The 18,772-nt window shown below is 68.1% G+C and carries 17 protein-coding genes; 14 read left to right on the forward strand and 3 right to left on the reverse strand.

The genetic code is table 11. The features are described 5' to 3' along the window. Positions 1-26 precede the first annotated feature (26 nt). Genes frr through lpxB form a run of 12 tightly spaced genes read left to right on the forward strand, consistent with a single transcriptional unit; the run spans position 27 to position 12,015 of the window. Entirely contained in the window at positions 27-593 is a 567-nt protein-coding gene (gene frr / locus AC1RJ9_RS09275) for a ribosome recycling factor (protein WP_492838555.1), read from the forward strand. 50 nt (positions 594-643) lie between these two features. Further along, entirely contained in the window at positions 644-1,423 is a 780-nt protein-coding gene (gene uppS / locus AC1RJ9_RS09280) for a polyprenyl diphosphate synthase (RefSeq protein WP_492838554.1), read from the forward strand. Next, positions 1,401-2,228, forward strand: a complete 828-nt coding sequence (locus tag AC1RJ9_RS09285) for a phosphatidate cytidylyltransferase (protein WP_492838553.1) — start codon at positions 1,401-1,403, stop codon at positions 2,226-2,228. Before uppS ends, AC1RJ9_RS09285 begins: the two co-directional genes overlap by 23 nt. Next, a complete protein-coding gene (gene dxr / locus AC1RJ9_RS09290; RefSeq protein WP_492838552.1) occupies positions 2,216-3,415 on the forward strand; it encodes a 1-deoxy-D-xylulose-5-phosphate reductoisomerase in 1,200 nt (399 codons plus the stop codon). Before AC1RJ9_RS09285 ends, dxr begins: the two co-directional genes overlap by 13 nt. Positions 3,416-3,435: 20 nt before the next feature. After that, positions 3,436-4,632, forward strand: a complete 1,197-nt coding sequence (locus tag AC1RJ9_RS09295; protein ID WP_492838551.1) for a M50 family metallopeptidase — start codon at positions 3,436-3,438, stop codon at positions 4,630-4,632. 17 nt (positions 4,633-4,649) lie between these two features. Further along, positions 4,650-7,013, forward strand: coding sequence for an outer membrane protein assembly factor BamA (bamA, locus tag AC1RJ9_RS09300; RefSeq protein ID WP_492838550.1), 2,364 nt, complete (start codon positions 4,650-4,652; stop codon positions 7,011-7,013). A gap of 2 nt (positions 7,014-7,015) precedes the next feature. After that, positions 7,016-7,654, forward strand: a complete 639-nt coding sequence (locus tag AC1RJ9_RS09305) for an OmpH family outer membrane protein (protein WP_372955721.1) — start codon at positions 7,016-7,018, stop codon at positions 7,652-7,654. A gap of 50 nt (positions 7,655-7,704) precedes the next feature. Continuing rightward, entirely contained in the window at positions 7,705-8,730 is a 1,026-nt protein-coding gene (lpxD, locus tag AC1RJ9_RS09310) for a UDP-3-O-(3-hydroxymyristoyl)glucosamine N-acyltransferase (RefSeq protein WP_492838549.1), read from the forward strand. Further along, positions 8,727-9,206: a 3-hydroxyacyl-ACP dehydratase FabZ gene (gene fabZ / locus AC1RJ9_RS09315; protein WP_492838548.1), complete on the forward strand. Its 480-nt coding sequence runs from the start codon at positions 8,727-8,729 to the stop codon at positions 9,204-9,206. The genes lpxD and fabZ overlap by 4 nt, the downstream gene beginning before the upstream one ends. Next, positions 9,203-9,994, forward strand: coding sequence for an acyl-ACP--UDP-N-acetylglucosamine O-acyltransferase (gene lpxA, locus AC1RJ9_RS09320; protein WP_492838547.1), 792 nt, complete (start codon positions 9,203-9,205; stop codon positions 9,992-9,994). The genes fabZ and lpxA overlap by 4 nt, the downstream gene beginning before the upstream one ends. Positions 9,995-10,003: 9 nt before the next feature. Next, positions 10,004-10,846, forward strand: a complete 843-nt coding sequence (gene lpxI / locus AC1RJ9_RS09325) for a UDP-2,3-diacylglucosamine diphosphatase (RefSeq protein WP_492838546.1) — start codon at positions 10,004-10,006, stop codon at positions 10,844-10,846. Beyond that, on the forward strand, positions 10,846-12,015 hold the full coding sequence (gene lpxB, locus AC1RJ9_RS09330) for a lipid-A-disaccharide synthase (protein ID WP_492838545.1): 1,170 nt from the start codon (positions 10,846-10,848) through the stop codon (positions 12,013-12,015). The genes lpxI and lpxB overlap by 1 nt, the downstream gene beginning before the upstream one ends. On the opposite strand, the gene AC1RJ9_RS09335 is transcribed toward lpxB, so the two are convergent. Continuing rightward, on the reverse strand, positions 11,974-13,716 hold the full coding sequence (locus tag AC1RJ9_RS09335) for an ATP-binding protein (protein WP_492838544.1): 1,743 nt from the start codon (positions 13,714-13,716) through the stop codon (positions 11,974-11,976). The genes lpxB and AC1RJ9_RS09335 overlap by 42 nt on opposite strands. A 118-nt stretch (positions 13,717-13,834) precedes the next feature. Between AC1RJ9_RS09335 and fliK the strand changes: the two genes are divergently transcribed. Together fliK and AC1RJ9_RS09345 are read left to right on the forward strand one after the other, a co-directional pair. Continuing rightward, positions 13,835-15,559: a flagellar hook-length control protein FliK gene (gene fliK / locus AC1RJ9_RS09340; RefSeq protein ID WP_492838542.1), complete on the forward strand. Its 1,725-nt coding sequence runs from the start codon at positions 13,835-13,837 to the stop codon at positions 15,557-15,559. After that, a complete protein-coding gene (locus AC1RJ9_RS09345; protein ID WP_099577655.1) occupies positions 15,556-15,819 on the forward strand; it encodes an EscU/YscU/HrcU family type III secretion system export apparatus switch protein in 264 nt (87 codons plus the stop codon). Before fliK ends, AC1RJ9_RS09345 begins: the two co-directional genes overlap by 4 nt. Before the next feature lie 57 nt (positions 15,820-15,876). Here AC1RJ9_RS09345 and gltA read toward each other — a convergent pair whose 3' ends face one another. Together gltA and gltX are read right to left on the reverse strand one after the other, a co-directional pair. After that, the gene (gene gltA / locus AC1RJ9_RS09350; RefSeq protein WP_099577656.1) at positions 15,877-17,157 is read right to left on the reverse strand and encodes a citrate synthase; all 1,281 of its coding nucleotides are present in this window, start codon (positions 17,155-17,157) and stop codon (positions 15,877-15,879) included. Positions 17,158-17,224: 67 nt separating this feature from the next. Then, the gene (gene gltX / locus AC1RJ9_RS09355; RefSeq protein ID WP_492838541.1) at positions 17,225-18,652 is read right to left on the reverse strand and encodes a glutamate--tRNA ligase; all 1,428 of its coding nucleotides are present in this window, start codon (positions 18,650-18,652) and stop codon (positions 17,225-17,227) included. Positions 18,653-18,772 lie beyond the last annotated feature (120 nt).

Here is an 18,772-nt window from a genome sequence, read left to right on the forward strand (position 1 = left end):
ATAGAGAACCGCGAGGAGAGCCCGCCATGGCCGCCGCCGAGAAACCCGTCCTGTCGCGCTACCGCGAGCGAATGGACAAGACCATCGCCGCCCTGAAGGACGAATTCGCCAGTCTGCGCACCGGTCGCGCTTCGGCCAGCCTGCTGGATCAGGTGATGGTCGAGGCCTATGGCTCGACCACGCCGCTGAACGCGGTGGCTTCGGTCAGCGTGCCCGAGCCGCGCCAGATCAATGTCAGCGTCTGGGACCGCGGCGTCGTGGTCTCGGTCGAGAAGGCGATCCGCGCCTCGGGCCTGGGCCTGAACCCGGTCGTCGAAGGTCAGAATCTGCGCATTCCGATTCCGCCGCTGACCGAGGAGCGCCGCAAGGATCTCTCCAAGATCGCCGGCAAGTACGCCGAGCAGCAGAAGATCGCCGTCCGCAACGTCCGCCGCGACGCCAACGACGACCTGAAGAAGGCCGAGAAGGACGGCGCGATCGCCGAGGACGAGCGCAAGAAGATGGAAACCGAGGTCCAGAAGATGACCGACGAGGCCATCAAGCGCGTGGACGAGGCCTTGAAAATCAAAGAACAAGAGATCATGCAAGTCTGATCGCCCTTCCTGCGAGTTGATGGGGGAGCGACGAGGGAAGGTTGAAGCGAATGCCGGCGACCACCGGTCCGCAGAACGTGTCGGGGCGCGCCGGGGGCGAGGCGACCGACCAACGTCTGCACGTGGCCATTATCATGGATGGCAACGGCCGCTGGGCGAAGCAGCGGGGGATGCCGCGCGTCCTCGGCCATCGCGCCGGGGTCAACGCCCTCAAGCGCACCGTCGAGGGCGCTCAGACTCAGAACGTCGGCGTGCTGACCGTCTTCGGCTTCTCGACCGAGAACTGGCGCCGGCCGGCGCACGAGGTCTCCGAACTGATGAGCCTGCTCAAGGCCTATGTTGAATCGGACCTGGAGCGCCTGGCCAAGGCGGGCGTGCGCGTCCGCATCATCGGCCGCCGCACGGGGCTGTCGGCCGATATCGCCGAGGTGATCGACCGGGCCGAGAAGCGCACCGAGGGTAACACCCAGTTCACGCTGCAGGTGGCCTTCAACTACGGCGGTCAGGCTGACATTACCGATGCGGCCCGCGCCTTCGCCGAGAAGGTCGAGCGCGGCGAAGCCAAGGCCTCGGACCTGACCGAAGAGACCTTCGAGCGCTTCCTGTCGACGGCTTCGGCCCCGGCGCCGGACCTGATCGTGCGCACCAGCGGCGAGCGCCGTATTTCCAACTTTCTGCTCTGGGAATGCGCCTACGCCGAGCTGATCTTCCAGGACGTGCTGTGGCCCGACTACGGGCCCGAGGCCCTGGCGGCCGCCATCGCCGAATATCGCCGTCGGGACCGACGCTACGGAGGGGTCGCTGCCGATGACGTCGCCGTCGCCGGCTAAGCGTTTCAACTGGGGCAATCTTCGGACGCGCGTGGTTTCGGCCACCGTGCTCGTGCCCATGGTCGTGGCCGCCGTCTGGTTCGGCGGCTTCTGGATTCTGGCCCTGGCCCTGGTCTGCGTGGCCCTGTTGGCACGGGAATGGGGCAAGATCAGCGCGCCCAAGGCCCCGCGCGCGGTCGGCGCCGTGGTTGGCGTCTTCTGCGCGATCGCCGTGCTCGCCGGCTTCTTGCACAACTTCTACATCGCCTGGTCGGTCGTGCTGGTCGGCGCCTTCCTGGCGGGGCTGATCGCGCGGGGCGCGGTCGAGCGGCGGGCCGACGCGGCCTATGGCGTGGTCTATATCGCCCCGGCGGTCATCGCTCTGGTCTGGGTTCGCTCCCTGCCCGACGGTCTGTGGTGGACGCTGCTGCTGTTCGTGGTGACCTGGTTTGCCGACATCTTCGCCTATGTGGTGGGCAGTCTGCTGAAGGGGCCCAAGCTGTGGCCCCAGATCTCGCCCAACAAAACCTGGTCGGGTTTCATCGGCGGCCTGGTGGCGGCGACGATCGGCGCGGTCCTGGTGGCCCACTTCGCCCATCTGAAACTGGTCTGGCCCGCGGCGGCCCTGATCGGCCTCCTCGGCGGTCTGGCGACCATGGCCGGCGATCTCTGGGAATCGATCCTCAAGCGCCGCTTCGGCGTGAAGGACAGCGGCGACATCATCCCGGGCCACGGCGGCCTGCTGGATCGCGTCGATGGCCTGATGTTCGCGGCGATCGTCATCGCCGCCGTCCGGCTGGTCGACCACGTGGGATGGGCGCATTGACCTTACCCCGCAAGGTGGTGGTGCTGGGCTCGACCGGGTCGATCGGCCTTTCGACCTTGAGCCTTTTCGAGGAATCCGGCGTCGAGATCGAGATTCTGGCCCTGACGGCTGGGCGCAATGTCGAGCGCCTGATCCAGCAGGCCCGGCGCTGGACGCCGACGGTCGCGGTCATCGAGGACGAGAGCAAGCTGCAGGCGCTGAAGGACGGTCTGGCCGGAACCGGCGTGCGCGCCGCCGCCGGCGCGGCCGCCGTGACCGAAGCCGCCGCCATGGGCGCGGACTGGGTGATGTCGGCGATCGTCGGCGCGGCGGGCCTCCCCCCCACCGTCGCGGCCGCCCGCACCGGCGCGATCGTGGCCCTGGCCAACAAGGAAAGCCTCGTCTGCGCGGGGCCGGCCCTGCTGGCCATCGCCAAGGCGGCCGGCGGTTCGGTGATCCCGGTCGATTCGGAGCACTCGGCCATCTTCCAGGTGCTGCAGCCCGACTGCGCCCACCGGGTGGCGCGACTGATCCTGACCGCCTCGGGCGGGCCCTTCCGCACCTGGGACAGGGCCGCCATGGCCGCCGCGACCCCGGAACAGGCCATCGCCCACCCGAATTGGAGCATGGGCGCCAAGATTTCGGTCGATTCCGCGACGATGATGAACAAGGGCCTCGAAATGATCGAGGCTTCCTACCTGTTCGGAACGCCCGAAGACCGTATCGACGTCGTGATCCATCCCCAGTCCGTGATCCACAGCCTGGTCGAGTACGCCGATGGCTCGACCCTGGCCCAGATGGGCCCGCCCGACATGCGCGCTCCGATCGCCTGCGCCTTCGCCTGGCCGGACCGGCTGCCCTGGCCGGCGCCGCGCCTGGATCTGGCCGCCTATGGCCAGCTGACCTTCGAATCGCCCGACCTGGACCGGTTCCCGTCGATCGGCATCGCCCGCGAGGCTCTGCGCCTGGGCGGCGGCGCGCCGACGGCGATGAACGCGGCCAATGAGGTCGCCGTTGCTGCTTTCCTTGACCGGCGGATTGGCTTTCTCGATATTGCCGCCGCGGTGGCGGGAACCCTTGAGCGTATGAACAGTCTGGGCAACCTCGCCGTGGCGGAAAGTGACGCTGTCGATAATGCGATGATGATCGACGCCAGCGCTCGCCGCATTGCGGCCGAGGTTGTCGCGCAAAAGCATCGCCGGCTCTGATCCGGGGGACCGGCCAACCTATGACTGACGTCTTGATCTTCATCCTGTCCACGGCCTTCGTGCTGTCCGTCGTGGTGACCATCCACGAGCTCGGGCACTATTGGGCCGCGCGGGCTTGCGGGGTGGCCATCGACTGCTTCTCGATCGGCTTTGGCCCGCCGCTGCTGTCGTGGACCGACAAGCACGGCGTCGAATGGCGCGTCGCCTCGATCCCCCTGGGTGGCTATGTCCGCTTCTCCGGCGACGAGAACGCCGCCAGCGTGCCCGACCAGGACAACCTGGCCGCCATGCGCGACTCGATCGTGCGGCGCGAGGGCGAGGCGGGGGTCTCCAAGTACTTCCATTTCAAGCCGGTCTGGCAGCGGGCGATCATCGCCGTGGCCGGCCCGGTGTCGAATTTCGTCCTGGCCATCCTGATCATGGCGGTTTTCCTGGTGCTGGTCGGCTCGCCGCAGCGTGTGGCCAGCGTCAACGGTGTCGTGCCGGGCGGCGCGGCGGCGGCGGCCGGCTTCAAGAAGGGCGATATCATCGTCGCCGCCGACGGGCGCAAGATCGGCACGTTCCAGGACCTGCAAGGCTATGTCTCGCTGCGCGCCAACCTGCCGATCGACTTCACGGTCAAGCGGGGCGAGCAGCAGGTTCACCTGACCGCCACGCCGCGCCTGGTCGAGATCAACGACAAGATCAGCGGGCGCATGAAGACCGGCCAGCTGGGCATCGAGAACGCCGGGATCACCCAGTTCAAGCGCTCCAGCGTCCTGACCGCCATTCCCGACGCCACGGTCGAGGTGTGGGGCATGATCAGGACGATCGGCTTCTATCTGGGCCGCCTCGTCACCGGTCAGATGCCCGCCGACCAGATCAGCGGCCTGATCGGCATCGGCCACACCGCCGGCGCGGTGACCAAGGCCAGCGCCGCCGGCGCGCCCGACGTGGGCACCATGGCCCTGCGCGTCTTCATGTCGTCCATGCTGCTGATCGCCAGCCTGTCGGTCAGCATCGGCTTCATGAATCTGCTGCCGATCCCGGTCCTCGATGGCGGGCATCTGCTGATGTACGCCTACGAAGCCGTGGCCAAGCGGCCTCTACGGGCGGATTTCCAGGCGGCCGGCTTCCGCGCGGGGCTTGCCTTGATCCTGGGTTTCATGCTGTTCGCGGCGTGGAACGACCTCAACCGCTACGACGTGTTCAAATTCATCGGCGGCCTGTTCACGTGAACGCCCGCTCTTCGTCCATGATTGGTCCCATGAACAAACTTCGCGCCCAAAGCGCCGCGTTCGCCACGGGTATGGCGCTGCTCCTCGGCTCGACGGCCCTGGTGGCTCCGCAACAGGCTTTCGCCCAGGCCGCTCAGACCGGCGTGGTCCAGCGCATCGTCGTTCAGGGCAACGAACGCATCGAGCAGGGCACGGTTCTGTCCTATCTGCCGATCCAGCCGGGCGACACGGTCGATTCCCAGCGCCTCGACCTGGCGCTGAAGACCCTGGCCCGCACCGACCTGTTCGCCGACGTGAAGATCGAGATGCAGGGCGGCGACCTCGTGGTGAAGGTCGTCGAGAACCCGATCATCAACCAGGTAGTCTTCGAGGGGAACTCGTCCCTGAAGGAAGACAAGCTGAAGGACGAAGTGCAGATCCGCCCGCGCGGCATCTTCACCCGCGCCAAGGTGCAGGCCGACGTCCAGCGTATCATCGAACTGTATCGCCGTTCGGGCCGCATCTCGGCGACCGTGACGCCCAAGGTGGTGGAACTGCCGCAGAAGCGCGTCGACCTGGTCTTTGAAATCAGCGAAGGCCCCAAGAGCGGCGTGCTGGGGATCAACTTCCTGGGCAACAGCGAGTATTCGGACAACGACCTGCGCGACGTGGTCGTGACCAAGGAAAGCCGCTGGTACAAGATCCTGACCAGCAACGACAACTACGACCCCGACCGGATCGAGTACGACCGCGAGCAACTGCGCAAGCACTACCGCAACCGCGGCTTCTTCGACTTCCGCGTCGTCTCGTCGGTGGCCGAGCTGGCGCCCGACAAGAACGGCTTCGCCGTCACCTACACCCTCGACGAAGGCCCGAAGTACAAGTTCGGCAAGGTCACCGTCGAAACCGAACTGAAGAAGCTGGACGGCAACCTGCTGGCGCAGATCCTGCCGATCCGCGCCGGCCAGCTGTACGAGGACGAACGCATCGAGCAGGCCACCGACGCCCTGACCTTCGCGGCGGGCGCGGCCGGCTTCGCCTTCGTGGACGTGCGTCCGCGCTACGTGCCCAACCGCGAGACCAAGACCGTCGACGTGGTGTTCTCGGTCCGTGAAGGCCCGCGCGTCTATGTCGACCGCATCGACATCGTCGGCAACACCCGCACGCTGGACTACGTCCTGCGCCGCGAACTGGAAGTGGCCGAGGGCGACGCCTACAACCGCGTGCTGGTCGACCGCTCGAAGAACAACATCCGTCGCCTGGGCTTCTTCAAGGAAGTCGACATCGAGGACACCCCCGGCTCGGCCCCGGACCGCACGAGCCTGAAGGTGAAGGTCGAGGAGCAGCCGACGGGCGAACTGTCGTTCAGCGCCGGCTACAGCTCGGTCGACAAGCTGGTGCTTGACGTCGGCATCACGGAACGCAACTTCCGCGGCCGCGGCCAGAACCTGCGGGCTCGCGCCTCGGTCGGTTCGCTGCGCCAGCAGATCGACTTCGGCTTCAGCGAGCCGCGCTTCGCCGGCCGCAACCTGGTGGCGGGCGTCAACCTGTACACCTTCCGCTACGACCTGTCGGACTACGCGGCCTACGACACCAAGTCGGTCGGCGGCGACATCCGCTTCGGCTTCCCGCTGACCAACGACTCATCGATGAGCCTGCGCTACACGATCCGTCAGGACGACGTCAGCGTGGCCGACAGCCTCTGCACCAGCGGCTCGGTCTCGCAGATCCTCTGTCTGCAGCGCGGCGCCTACATCACCTCGCTGATCGGCTATGGCCTGCGCATCGACAAGCGCAACGACCCGATCAACCCGACCCGCGGCTGGTTCGCCGACCTGAACCAGGACCTGGCCGGCATCGGCGGCGACGTGAAGTACCTGAAGACCGAAGCCGACGCCGGCTGGTACTGGGGCTTCACCAAGGACCTGGTGTTCAGCGCCACGGGCTCGTTCGGCTATATCGAGGGCTGGGGCGGCGACAATGTCCGCATCAACGACCGCTTCTATCGCGGCGGCACCTCGTTCCGCGGCTTCGAGATCGCCGGTATCGGTCCGCGCGACATCTCGAGCACCAACAACTCGATGGGCGCCAAGCTTTACGCCATCAGCACCTTCGAGCTGACCATCCCGACCTTCCTGCCCGAGCAGTACGGCATCAAGGCCGCCCTGTTCAGCGACGTGGGTACGGCGGGTCTGCTGGATGATGTGGATCGTCAGAAGTCGCCTGGCGTCTTCGATCCGTTCATCAAGGATAACCTCGGCCTGCGTGCGACGGCGGGTATCTCGATCGACTGGAAGTCCCCCATGGGTCCCATCCGATTCGATATCAGCCGCATTTTGGCCAAGGAAGACTACGATCGAACCGAAACCTTCCGGTTCTCCACCTCCACAAGGTTCCAATAAACATGTCCAAGTTCCTGTCCGCGGCCGCGTCCAGCGTCGTCGCTCTCGCCCTCGCGACCAGCGCCTCGGCCCAGACGGCTCCGGCCGCCGCTCCCGCGGCTCCGGCTGTCACGCACGGCCCGGCTCTGCCGGGCGTCTGCATCTTCTCGAGCCAGGGCGCCGTCGGCAACTCGATGGTGGGTAAGGCGGTCGACGCCCGCCTGAAGACCATCATCCAGCAGGTGAACGCCGAGCTGACCGCCGAGCGCACTGGCCTCGACAACGAAGCCAAGGCCCTCGACGCCAAGAAGGCCACCCTGGCCCAGGACGCCCTGGAGCAGCAGGCCGCCGCTCTGCAGGTCAAGGCCAACGCCTGGCAGCGCAAGGGCCAACTGCGCCAGAAGGAAGTCGAAACCACCGAGCAGAAGGCCCTGCAGCGCGTCTATCAGGAAATGGATACGCCGATCCGTCAGGTCTATCAGGCCCAGAAGTGCAGCATCCTGTTCGATCGTGAATCGGTGATGCTGGCCAACCCGGCGATGGACATCACCGGCGCCGTGGTCGCCGCGCTCGACGCGCGCATCAAGACCCTGACCTTCGATCGCGAACGTCTGGACCAAGGCGTTCCGGGCGCCGCGGCCCTGCAACCGACCAATAAGTAAGCGAATCGTCTCCTTTAGGATTACCTAGGGGAACTTATTCGTGAGGAGCCATGCCGGACCCCCGTTTCTTCGACAACCTGGGTCCGGCATCGCTTTCCGAGTTGGCTCGGGCCGGCGTCGCCGAACTGGCGGACGCCGCCCTGGGCGACCGGGCCATCGCCCGCGCCGCGCCGCTGGATAGCGCCGACGCGCAGAGCGTCGCCTTCTTCTCCGACGCCAAGCGCAAGGACGCCGCCGGGGCCACCCTGGCCGGGGCGTGTTTCGTGCGTCCCGAGCACCGTGACATCCTGCCGGAGACCTGCGCCGCGCTGGTCACCAGGCATCCGCAGGCGGCCTGGGCCGCGGCCGTGGGCCGTCTTCACGCGCCGCGTCGTCACGATCCCTCCGCCGCCGCCCTTCATCCGGAAGCGGAGCTGGAGGATGGCGTCCTGCTGGCGCCCAACGTGACGATCGGGCAGGGGGCTAGGATCGGGCGCGGCACCCGGATCGGCCCTGGGGCCGTCATCGGTCCGGGCGTGCTGATCGGGCGTGACTGCGTGATCGGCCCCAATGCCGTGATCGGTTTCGCGCTGCTGGGCGACCGGGTGTCGATCTCGGCCGGCGCGGTGCTGGGCGAGGCGGGCTTCGGGGCCGCCGTGGGGCCGCGCGGCATGGTTGACATGCCCCAGCTGGGCCGGGTGGTGATCCAGGACGACGTCACGATCGGCGCCAACAGCTGCGTCGACCGGGGCGCCTTCGCCGACACCACGATCGGCGAGAACACCAAGATCGACAACCTGGTGCATGTCGCGCACAACGTCCGTGTAGGACGCAATTGCGTGCTGGCGGCCTATACCGGGCTGTCAGGCAGCACGATCGTCGGCGACGGTGTCGCCTTCGGTGGCAAGGCCGGCGTCGCCGACCATTTGAACATCGGCTCGGGCGCGAGTATCGGGGCGGCCGCCTCGGTGTTCAAGGACGTGCCGGAAGGCGAAACTTGGACGGGATTTCCGGCGCGGCCGCTCAAGCGGTGGCTTCGGGAGACCGCATGGCTGTCGCGCATGGCGGGCGGTCGAGGGACGAGGGGCAGACCATGAGCGAGAACACCGAACAAACGGTGCGGACCGACATCGACATCGCGGAGATCCTGGCGCGCATCCCGCACCGCTATCCGTTCCTGCTGGTCGACCGCGCCGAGGACTACAGGCCCGGCCAGTCGATCGTCGGCATCAAGTGCGTGACGATCAACGAGCCGTTCTTCCAGGGCCACTTCCCGGGCAACCCGGTGATGCCCGGCGTGCTGATCATCGAAGCCCTGGCCCAGACGGGCGCGGTGTTGATGAGCAAGACGCTCGAGGTCGACACCGAGGGCAAGACCATCTTCTTCATGTCGATCGACGGCGTGCGCTTCCGCAATCCTGTGCGTCCCGGCGACGTGATCCGGATGGAGGTCGAGGTGGTGCGCGCGCGCTCGTCGATCTTCAAGTTCAAGGGCGTGGCCAAGGTCGGCGACAAGGTGGCCGCCGAGGCCGAGTTCGCCGCCATGGTGGTCGAGACGGGACCCAAGGCATGACGATTCACCCGACCGCCATTATCGCGCCCGAAGCCAAGGTCGCCGCGGACGTCAACATCGGGCCCTACAGCATCGTCGGTCCCGACGTGACGCTGGAAGCGGGCGTCCGCCTGTTGTCGCACGTCGTGGTGGAGGGCGCGACGACGATCGGCGAGGCTTGTGTCGTGCATCCGTTCGCCAATCTGGGCGGCCCGCCGCAGCATCTGGGCCATAAGGGCGAGCGCACTGAACTGCTGATCGGCCCGCGCAACATCATCCGCGAGCACGTGACCATGCATACGGGCACCGCGTCGGGTAAGGGCGTGACGACGATCGGTTCGGACGGCCTCTACATGGTCGGCTCGCATGTCGCTCACGACTGTTCGGTCGGCGATTTCGTGGTGCTGGCCAAGGGAGCGACCTTGGGGGGGCACGTCGCCATCGGCGACTACGTGTTCATGGGCGGCCTGGCCGCCGCGCACCAGTTTTCGCGCATTGGCCGCTACAGCTTCATCGGCGGCCTGGCCGCCGTGACAAAGGACGTCATTCCGTACGGCTCGGTCTGGGGCAACCATGCCCATCTCGAGGGCCTGAACCTGGTCGGCCTCAAACGCCGAGGCTTCTCGCGCGAGACGATCAATGCTCTGCGCGCGGCCTATCGCCTGATGTTCGCCGACGAAGGCACCTTCCAGGAGCGTCTCGAGGACGTGGCCGAGACCCATGCGGCGATCCCGGAGGTGATGGAGATTGTCGACTTCATCCGCGCCGACGCCAACCGCCCGCTCTGCCTGCCCGAGCGCGAGGTCTAGGGTCGGGTGATGCGCAAGCTCGGTCTGATCGCCGGCGGCGGGGCGTTGCCCGTCGAACTGGCGGCCCATTGCGAGGCCGCCGGCCGCGCCTTCGCGGTGATGCGCCTGCGCGGCTTCGCCGACCCGGCCTTGGCGCGCTATCCTGGCGCCGAGGTCGGCATCGGCGAGTTCGGCAAGGCGTTCAAGGCGCTGCGGGCCGAGGGCTGCGAGGTCGTCTGCTTCGCCGGCGACGTGAAGCGCCCGGACTTCGCCGCCCTGATGCCGGATGCGCGCGGCCTGCTGATCGTGCCCAGCCTGATCAAGGCGGCGCGCCAGGGCGATGACGCCTTGCTGCGCCGGGTGCTGGACGAGTTCGAGAAGGAAGGCTTCGAGATCGAGGGGGCGCACGAGGTGGTCGGCGAGATGACCTTGCCGCGCGGCCGCCTGGGCAAGTTCTATCCGCGCGACGAGCACATGGCCGATATCGACAAGGCCCTGCTGGTGGCGCGCGAGATCGGCCGACTGGACGTGGGCCAGGGCGCCGTGGTCTGCAACGGCCTGGTCCTGGCCGTCGAGGCCCAAGAGGGCACCGACGCCATGCTGCGCCGGGTGGCCGAGCTGCCTCAGGCGATCCGTGGCTCGGCCGAGCGTCCGCGCGGCGTGCTGGCCAAGGCGCCCAAGCCGATCCAGGAGACCAAGGTCGATCTGCCGACCATTGGCGTCGCCACTATCCAGCGCGCCGCCCGCGCGGGCCTGGCGGGCGTGGTCGGCGAGGCCGGCGGTCTGCTGGTGGTCGACCGCGAGGCCGTGACGGCCTGCGCCGACGATCTGGGCCTCTTCGTGCTGGGGGTTGATCCGCAGGAGCGGACTTGATGCTGAAGGTCATGCTGGTCGCCGCCGAGGCCTCGGGCGACGCCCTGGGCGCCAGCTTGGCCAAGGCGCTGCGGTCTCGGCTGGGCGACAAGGTCGCGTTCGTCGGGGTCGGCGGGGCCAAGATGGCCGAGCAGGGCGTCGACAGCCCCTTCGATATCGCCCAGCTGTCGATCCTGGGTATCGTGGAGGGGCTGAGGGCCTATCCGACGGTCAAGGCCCGCCTGAAGGACACCGTGGCCCTGGCGGCCCGCGAAAAGCCCGACGTCGCCATCCTGATCGACAGCTGGGGCTTCAACATTCGCCTGGCCCATGCTCTGCGGAAGCTGGACCCCAGGTTGCCGCTGGTGAAGTACGTCGCGCCGCAGGTCTGGGCCTATCGCGCCGGCCGCGCCCGAAGCCTGGCCAAGGCCGTCGACCTGCTGTTGTCGATCCAGCCGATGGACAAGCCGTATTTCGACGCCGTGGACCTGCCCAGCGTCTTCGTCGGCAACTCGGCCCTGGCCAAGCGCTTCGACCATGCCGACGGTGCGAGACTGCGCGCGGCGATCGGCGTCTCGGCCTCCGATCAGATCCTGCTCGTGCTGCCCGGCAGTCGTCCGTCCGAGATCGAGCGCGTGCTGCCAGCTTTCGAGGACGCCGTGCGCCTTCTGAAGGCCGAGCGGCCTGAGCTCGAGATCGTCGTCCCCGCCGCCTACACGGTGGCCGAGGCCGTGAAAGCCCGTATCGCCGGCTGGCCGTTCCGGGCTCACGTGATCGAAGACGACCAGCTGAAGGACGACGCCTTCCTCGCCGCCGACGTCGCCCTGGCGTGCAGCGGCACCGTGACGACCGAGCTGGCCCTGGCGGGGCGGCCGATGGTGGTGGGCTACAAGACCGCGCCCCTGACCTACGCCATCCTCAAGCGCCTGATGAAGCCGCGCTGGGTCACGCTGTTCAATATCGCCGCCGACCGTGAGATCGCGCCCGAACTGCTGCAGGACGCATGCGAAGGTGAGGGCCTGGCCCGCGAAGTCGCGCGGTTGCTGGATGATCCGGCGTTGCGCGCCGAGCAGTCCGCCGAGCAGAGCGTCGCGCTGGACAAGATGGGCCGCGGCATGCCCGACCCGTCGGAGGCCGCGGCCGACGCCCTAATCGACTTCCTGAAGGCGAGGGGCCTGGCTGCGGCCTGAAACCGCCCGGTCGAGCGCGCCCAGCAGCTTGGCGACGTCGATCGGCTTGCTGACGTGGTCGTCCATGCCCGCCTCGATCAGCAGCTCGATCTGGTGGCGCATGGCGTTGGCCGTCAGGGCGATCACCGGCGTGCGCGGACGACCTTCCTCGGCCTCAAGGCGTCGGATCTCCTTCAGCGCCGTCAGGCCGTCCATGACCGGCATGTGGATGTCCATCAGCACCGCGTCCCAGGGTTCGTCGCGCCACGCGGCCAGGGCCTTGGCGCCGTCGTCGACGATGAGGGGCTCGACGCCGACCTGGCTCAGCACTGAGCGCAGAACCAGCTGGTTGGTCGGATTGTCCTCGGCGGCCAGGATGCGCAGTCCCGGCGCGGCGTCGGGCGCGGTCTCGTCCTCGGCCTGAGCGGGCGCGGCGACCTTGGTCAGCGGCAGGACGACCGTGAAGGCGCTGCCGTCGCCCAGGCGGCTGAACAGGGTGACGTCGCCGTCCATGCGCCGGGCCAGCTCGCGGCTGATAGCCAGCCCCAGGCCCGCGCCGCCGTGGCGACGGGTGGCGATGTCGTCCAGCAGCACGAAGCGGTCGAACAGGCGCTCCTGCGCGTCGGCGGCGACGCCGGGACCGGTGTCGGCGACAGTCAGTTCCAGCCGGCCGGCCACGTAGTCAGCCACGATGGACACGCCGCCAGCCTCAGTGAACTTCACGGCGTTGGACAGCAGGTTGTGCAGGATCTGTCGCAGCCGGGCGGCGTCGCCCAGATAGGCGCCCTCGGCGGTCGGGGAGATGGACAGATCGTGGCTCAACCCCTTGCCCTGCGCCAGGGCGGCGAAGGTCTGGCCGCAGCCGACCAGCAGGTCGCGCAGGTCGAACGGCTCGAGCCGCAGCTCCAGTTGGCCCGACTCGATGCGGGCCAGGTCCAGCAGATCGTTGAGGATCGCGGTCAGGGCCTTGCCCGATTGGCGGACTACGCCCAGGCGCTCGCGCTGGGCCGGCGAAAGCTCGTCAGCCTGCATCACCTGCGCCATGCCCAGGATGCCGTTCAGCGGCGTGCGGATCTCGTGGCTCATGGTCGCCAGGAAGGCGGTCTTGGCGCGGTTGGCGCTGGCCGCCTCTGCCTCGCGGGCCTGGGCCAGCGCGGTGGCTTCGGCCATCTGCCGGACCGTCGCTTCGCGATGCAGGGCATAGCGCAGCACGTAGGCGAAGAAGCAGAGCACCGCGACCAGGGATAGCGCCAGCTGGACGGGGCCGGTCGACGGGAGGGTCAGAACCGTGATCAGCAGCACTTGCAGCACCACGGCGGCCAGGGCGGCCAGGCCGATCCGGCGGGAGATCACGAACTCGGCCGTGCAGCTCAGCGCGATGGCGGCCATCATCGCGCCGCCGGCCAGCACCGACGCGCGCTCGCCCAGCAGCACCAGGGCCGACGGCAGGCTGGCATAGATGAAGGTGTAGACCAGGGTGAAGGCCGCCAGCACGATCTCAAGGATCGGCGCGGCCTGGCCATGCTTGGCGATGAACCGGCAGAGCAACTGGCTGGCGGCGACCAGCGCCAGGGCGGCCCCCAGCCAGACGCCGCAGATCCGGGGATCGAGCCAGGCGCAGCTCCCGGCGGCGGCCAGCAGGGTCATCGGCACGATGGACAGCAGATCGCGGCGGCGATGCTCGACGATGCTCAGCCACCGCGTATCCAGAACGCACCTCACACGCCGAAACTAGACTCGCCCTGAAGGCGAGACGCCTTGAGTTCATACTTTGAAGGTTAACCAGCGATTTACACCCGGAGGCTAAGATCGCCATAACTGTCGCCGTGGAGCCGTTGTCGTGGCCATCGACCCGACCACGCCCGTGACCCCGATCCTTCCAGCTCCCGCGGCTGGGACGGCGGCCGATTCTGTCGCGACGTTGCAGGCGATGGCGCGCCAGGCGCTTGCCAATTCCACCGCTCAGCTGGGCGAGATCGTCGGCCGTCCTCCCGCTACTCAGGCCCATGCCGGTGGTCCCGTCGAGCAGGCTGGGCAGGCCTCGACCCAGGACGCCAGCCATGCCGGCGACGCGCCGGGCGCCAAGGCCGTTCCACCGGCGCTGCAACAGGCTGCCCCGGCCAAGCCCGAGACACGCCTGGTCCGCGCCGTGCGCGCCGCCGCCGCCGAGGCGGTGCCGCGTCAGACGGGGATAGCGCCGCTGATGGCCAATGTCCGCGCCGTGGTCGGTCGTCCCGACATGCCGACCGAGGTGCGCGAGGCGGGCAGGGCGTTGATGGCCAAGGCCCCGTCGGCCGCCGAGATCGCCACGCCTCAGGGCCTGCGCCAGGCCATCGAGCGGTCCGGCGTCTTCCTGGAGGCCCGGATGGCCCGCGCGGCCGTGACGCCAGTTCAGGATAGCGCGCCCCGCGTTCCCGAGGTCAACGACATGAAGGCCGCGTTGCTGGTGTTCCGCGGCGCGCTGTCGGCCTGGCTGGCCAAGGCTCCGCAGCGGGTGTCGGACGCGCCAAGTATGGAGCCGGTCTCGACGTCCGCCGCCGGCGAAGAGCCGAAGGCGCCTGCGACCGAATCGCCTCGCTGGGCTCCATCTATCCCCGCGACGGCGCAACGGCCGGCCGCCGCGAACACTCCGGCGTCGAGCGTGATCGTCCAGCCCGATCCGGAAGTCGCGCCGACGTCGCCCCAGGCTGTCGAGGTCCACGAGGCCGCACCCGAGACTCTCCCGGCGACCGCCAAGGCGCCTTTGCCTCCGCCGGAGGACGACGGTCTGGCGGCGCGCTTCGGCGCTTTCGTGGCCCCGCCCAAGTCCTCGGCGGCCGTCCAGACACCGGTTCGCGCCGCGATGTCGGCGCTGGTTCAGCTAGGCCTGATCGCCGAGGAGGCCCTCGCCGAAGCCCCGATCGCCGGACCGCCGGCTGAGCCACGCGCCTTGACGCCGCGGGGCTACGGCGCGGCGCCGGCCGACTCTGGGCGCTCCAAGGTCCCGCCGCCGCCCTATGCCGGCGGCCCGATGGCCGGGCAGAAGCCGGCCGCGCCTGAAATGCCCATAGACCAGGCGCCCGCCGACCTCGTGCGCCGTCTGCTGAAGGGGACCAACGGCGCCCTGGCCCGGCAGGACCTGATGCAGATCGCCTCACTGCCCGAGCCGCACGAACCCGAGGCCGCCGAGGCTCGTCCGCAGCAGGCTGGCCGCCTGAACCTCGACCTGCCGTTCATGACGCCACAGGGCCTGGCCGTCGCCCAGTTCGAGATCAGCCATGACGGCGGCGGCTCTGGCGGTGGCGTCTTCGGTCCGGCGGAGCGCACCTACAAGGCCCGCTTCTCGCTCGATCTCGAGCCGCTGGGACCGGTCCACGCCCTGATCACCCTGACCGGTTCGCACACGCGCGTATCGCTGTGGGCCGAGAGGGCCGAGACCATCGCGCGCCTTCGCGCTGGCGAGGAGAGCCTGGGCGCGGCCTTGCGCCGGGCCGAGTTGTCGCCCGAAGTCGCCGTCCATTCCGGCGCGCCGCCCAGTCCGGGCGCCGCCAGTCCGCTGGGCCATTTCGTGGACCAGGCCTCATGAGCGGGATCACCGGGCCCTCGGCGCGACCGCGCATCGCCGTCGCCTTGCTCTACGAAGACCCCAACGCGCCCAAGGTCGTGGCCTCGGGCCAGGGCTGGCTGGGCGAGAAGATCATCGAGACGGCCCGCGAGCACGGCGTGCCGATCGAGGAAGACCCCGTCCTGGCCCAGGCCCTCTCGACCCTGGAAATCGACGAGGAGATTCCCGAAGCGCTGTACCGCGCCGTGGCCGAGGTCCTGAGCTTCCTTCTCAAGCGCTAGAAACGAAAAAGGCCCCGCCGAAGCGGGGCCTGATCCGTTGTTCCGAAGGCGAAGCGCCTAGCGCTTTTCGACGGGCACGTAGTCGCGTTGCGTGGCGCCCGTATAGAGCTGGCGCGGACGACCGATCTTGCGGGTGGGGTCCTCGAACATTTCCTTCCACTGGCTGATCCAGCCGACGGTGCGGGCCAGGGCGAACAGCACGGTGAACATGTTGGTCGGGAAGCCCATCGCGCGCAGGGTGATGCCCGAATAGAAGTCGATGTTCGGGTACAGCTTGCGGTCGATGAAGTACGGATCGCTCAGGGCGACCTTTTCCAGTTCCTGGGCGACCTGCAGCAGCGGGTCGTTGTTGTGGCCCAGTTCCGCCAGCACTTCGTGGGCGGTCTTCTGCATGACCTTCGCGCGCGGGTCGAAGTTCTTGTACACGCGGTGGCCGAAGCCCATCAGCTTGTACTTGCGGTCCTTCACGCCCTGGACGTAGTCCGGGATGTTCTCGACCGAACCGATGGTTTCCAGCATCTCCAGCGCTTCCTGGTTGGCGCCGCCGTGCGACGGGCCCCAAAGGCAGGCGATGCCGGCGGCGATGCAGGCGAACGGGTGCGCGCCCGACGAACCGGCCAGACGGACGGTCGAGGTGGAGGCGTTCTGCTCGTGGTCGGCGTGCAGGATGAAGATCCGGTCCATGGCGCGGGTCAGCACCGGATTCGGCTTCCAGTCCTCGGCCGGCACGGCGAAGCACATGCGCAGGAAGTTTTCCGAGTAGGACAGGTCGTTGCGCGGCGACACGAACGGCTGGCCGACCGTGTACTTGTAGGCGCGGGCGGCGATCGTCGGCATCTTGGCGATCAGGCGATGGGCGCTGATCTCGCGCTCACGCGCGTCGTCGACATTGATGCTGTCGGCGTAGAAGGCCGACAAGGCGCCGACGGCGCCGGTCATGACGGCCATCGGGTGGGCGTCGCGGCGGAAGCCCTGGAAGAAGGCGTCGAACTGCGCGTGCAGCATCGTGTGGTAGGTGATGTTCTTTTCGAACTGGGCAAACTCGTCCGCGCTCGGCAGTTCGCCGTTCAGCAGCAGATGGCAGACCTCGAGGAACGAGGACTTCTCGGCCAGCTGGTCGATCGGATAGCCGCGGTGCAGCAGAATCCCGGCGTCGCCGTCGATATAGGTGATCTTGCTCTCGCACGACGCGGTCGAGGTGAAGCCCGGATCGAACGTGAAGTGGTCGCTTTCAGCGTAGACTTTCCGGATGTCGAGGACGTCCGGACCCGTGCTGCCCTTGAGGATCGGCAGGTCGTAGCTCTTGTCGCCGATCGTCAGCGTGGCTTTATCGGTCATACTTAGACCCCTTCATAAATTGGAACGAGCAGTCCAACTTTCGTTTTCGCAGGTGCGTTATAGCGCCTCATGCGCGCGGCGCCAGGGCGTCGTCAAGGCGCCCCAAACTCTCTTCGCGCGAGAGCGCGGCCATGGTCTTGTTCAGATCGGGCGCCTGGGCGCCGCCGGTCAGAATCCCGCGCAGGGCCGGACCGAACTTGCCAAAGCCGACGCCTTCGGATTCCGCGAACGTTTTCAATACGGTTTCCAGCGTCGCCGCGTCGAAGGCCGGGGCGGCGGCCAGCTGATCGCGCAGACGCTTGAGGCGCTCGACGGTTTCTTCGGTCAGCTGCTTTTGGGTTTTCTCTTCCAGCGCGAACGGCCGAGTCTTCAGTGCGAACGCACAGTGGTCGACCAGCTCCAGGATGGTCTTGGCCCCTTCCTTCACTTCCGGAACCGTGCGGGCGATGCGCTCGCGGGCGTCGGCGGGCAGGGGCTCGCCGCGCTTCTGGGCGGCGTCCAGCGCCAGGTCCGTCAGGCGCGCGTCGTCGGCCTTGCGCAGGTGCTGGGCGTTGATGTGGTTCAGCTTGGCCCAGTCCAGGCGCGCCGGCGCCTTGACCACGTCGGCGACGTCGAACCAGGCGATCGCCTGCTCGTCGTTGAACACCTCGTCGTCGCCATGGCCCCAGCCCAGGCGCGCCAGGTAGTTGCGCATGCCTTCGGGGATGTAGCCGAGGTCGGCGAACTCGCCGACCGCCTGGGCGCCGTGGCGCTTGCTGAGCTTGGCGCCGTCCGGGCCGTGGATCAGCGGGATGTGGGCGAAGGCCGGCAGGTCCCAGTCCATCGCCTGATAGATCAGGCTCTGGCGGGCGGCGTTGTTCAGGTGGTCGTCGCCGCGGATCACGTGGGTGACCCCCATGTCGTGGTCGTCGACCACCACGGCGAGGTTGTAGGTCGGCGCGCCGTCAGCGCGGAGCAGGACCAGATCGTCCAGCTCGATGTTCTTGAAGGTCACCGGACCCTTGACGAGGTCATTGACCACGGTCTCGCCGTCCAGCGGGCCCTTGAAGCGGATCACGTGGGGGACCGACAGGTCGCCTTCGGGCGCATCGCGCCACGGCGAGCGGATGGCCTTGCCTTCGGCGCGGGCCTTCTCGCGGGCGATTTCCAGTTCCTCGACGGTCATCCAGCAGCGATAGGCGCGGCCCTTGGCGAGGAGTTCATGGACCACCTCGACGTGACGCGGGGCGCGGGTGTGCTGGAACACGACCTCCTCGTCCGATTCCAGGCCCAGCCAGTTCAGGCCCTCGAAGATCGCCGCGACGGCGGCCTCGGTCGAGCGTTCGCGATCAGTGTCCTCGACGCGAACAAGGAACTTCCCTCCCGTATGGCGTGCATATAACCAGTTGAACAGCGCCGTGCGAGCGCCGCCGATATGCAGGAAGCCGGTGGGCGAGGGGGCGAAGCGCGTGACGACGCCCGTCGAAACGGGGCCGGTGGAGGTGGGGTTCGACATGGGCTTCAAAACTGTGGGGCTGGACGCCGAAATGGCGTTGACGAGCACGAACCGCAAGGCGGCTTGGGCGGCGCGTCTTAGCACGCCGCTTCGTGCCGGACCTAGCGGTTTTCCGCGTCG

Source organism: Caulobacter sp. GW822-FHT07D08, assembly GCF_058798735.1.

Coding starts and splice junctions, on each gene's coding strand:
- frr (WP_492838555.1), top strand. CDS start 27: ATGGCCGCCGCCGAGAAACCCGTCCTGTCGCGCTACCGCGAGCGAATG.
- uppS (WP_492838554.1), top strand. CDS start 644: ATGCCGGCGACCACCGGTCCGCAGAACGTGTCGGGGCGCGCCGGGGGC.
- AC1RJ9_RS09285 (WP_492838553.1), top strand. CDS start 1,401: ATGACGTCGCCGTCGCCGGCTAAGCGTTTCAACTGGGGCAATCTTCGG.
- dxr (WP_492838552.1), top strand. CDS start 2,216: ATGGGCGCATTGACCTTACCCCGCAAGGTGGTGGTGCTGGGCTCGACC.
- AC1RJ9_RS09295 (WP_492838551.1), top strand. CDS start 3,436: ATGACTGACGTCTTGATCTTCATCCTGTCCACGGCCTTCGTGCTGTCC.
- bamA (WP_492838550.1), top strand. CDS start 4,650: ATGATTGGTCCCATGAACAAACTTCGCGCCCAAAGCGCCGCGTTCGCC.
- AC1RJ9_RS09305 (WP_372955721.1), top strand. CDS start 7,016: ATGTCCAAGTTCCTGTCCGCGGCCGCGTCCAGCGTCGTCGCTCTCGCC.
- lpxD (WP_492838549.1), top strand. CDS start 7,705: ATGCCGGACCCCCGTTTCTTCGACAACCTGGGTCCGGCATCGCTTTCC.
- fabZ (WP_492838548.1), top strand. CDS start 8,727: ATGAGCGAGAACACCGAACAAACGGTGCGGACCGACATCGACATCGCG.
- lpxA (WP_492838547.1), top strand. CDS start 9,203: ATGACGATTCACCCGACCGCCATTATCGCGCCCGAAGCCAAGGTCGCC.
- lpxI (WP_492838546.1), top strand. CDS start 10,004: ATGCGCAAGCTCGGTCTGATCGCCGGCGGCGGGGCGTTGCCCGTCGAA.
- lpxB (WP_492838545.1), top strand. CDS start 10,846: ATGCTGAAGGTCATGCTGGTCGCCGCCGAGGCCTCGGGCGACGCCCTG.
- AC1RJ9_RS09345 (WP_099577655.1), top strand. CDS start 15,556: ATGAGCGGGATCACCGGGCCCTCGGCGCGACCGCGCATCGCCGTCGCC.
- gltA (WP_099577656.1), bottom strand. CDS start 17,157: ATGACCGATAAAGCCACGCTGACGATCGGCGACAAGAGCTACGACCTG.
- gltX (WP_492838541.1), bottom strand. CDS start 18,652: ATGTCGAACCCCACCTCCACCGGCCCCGTTTCGACGGGCGTCGTCACG.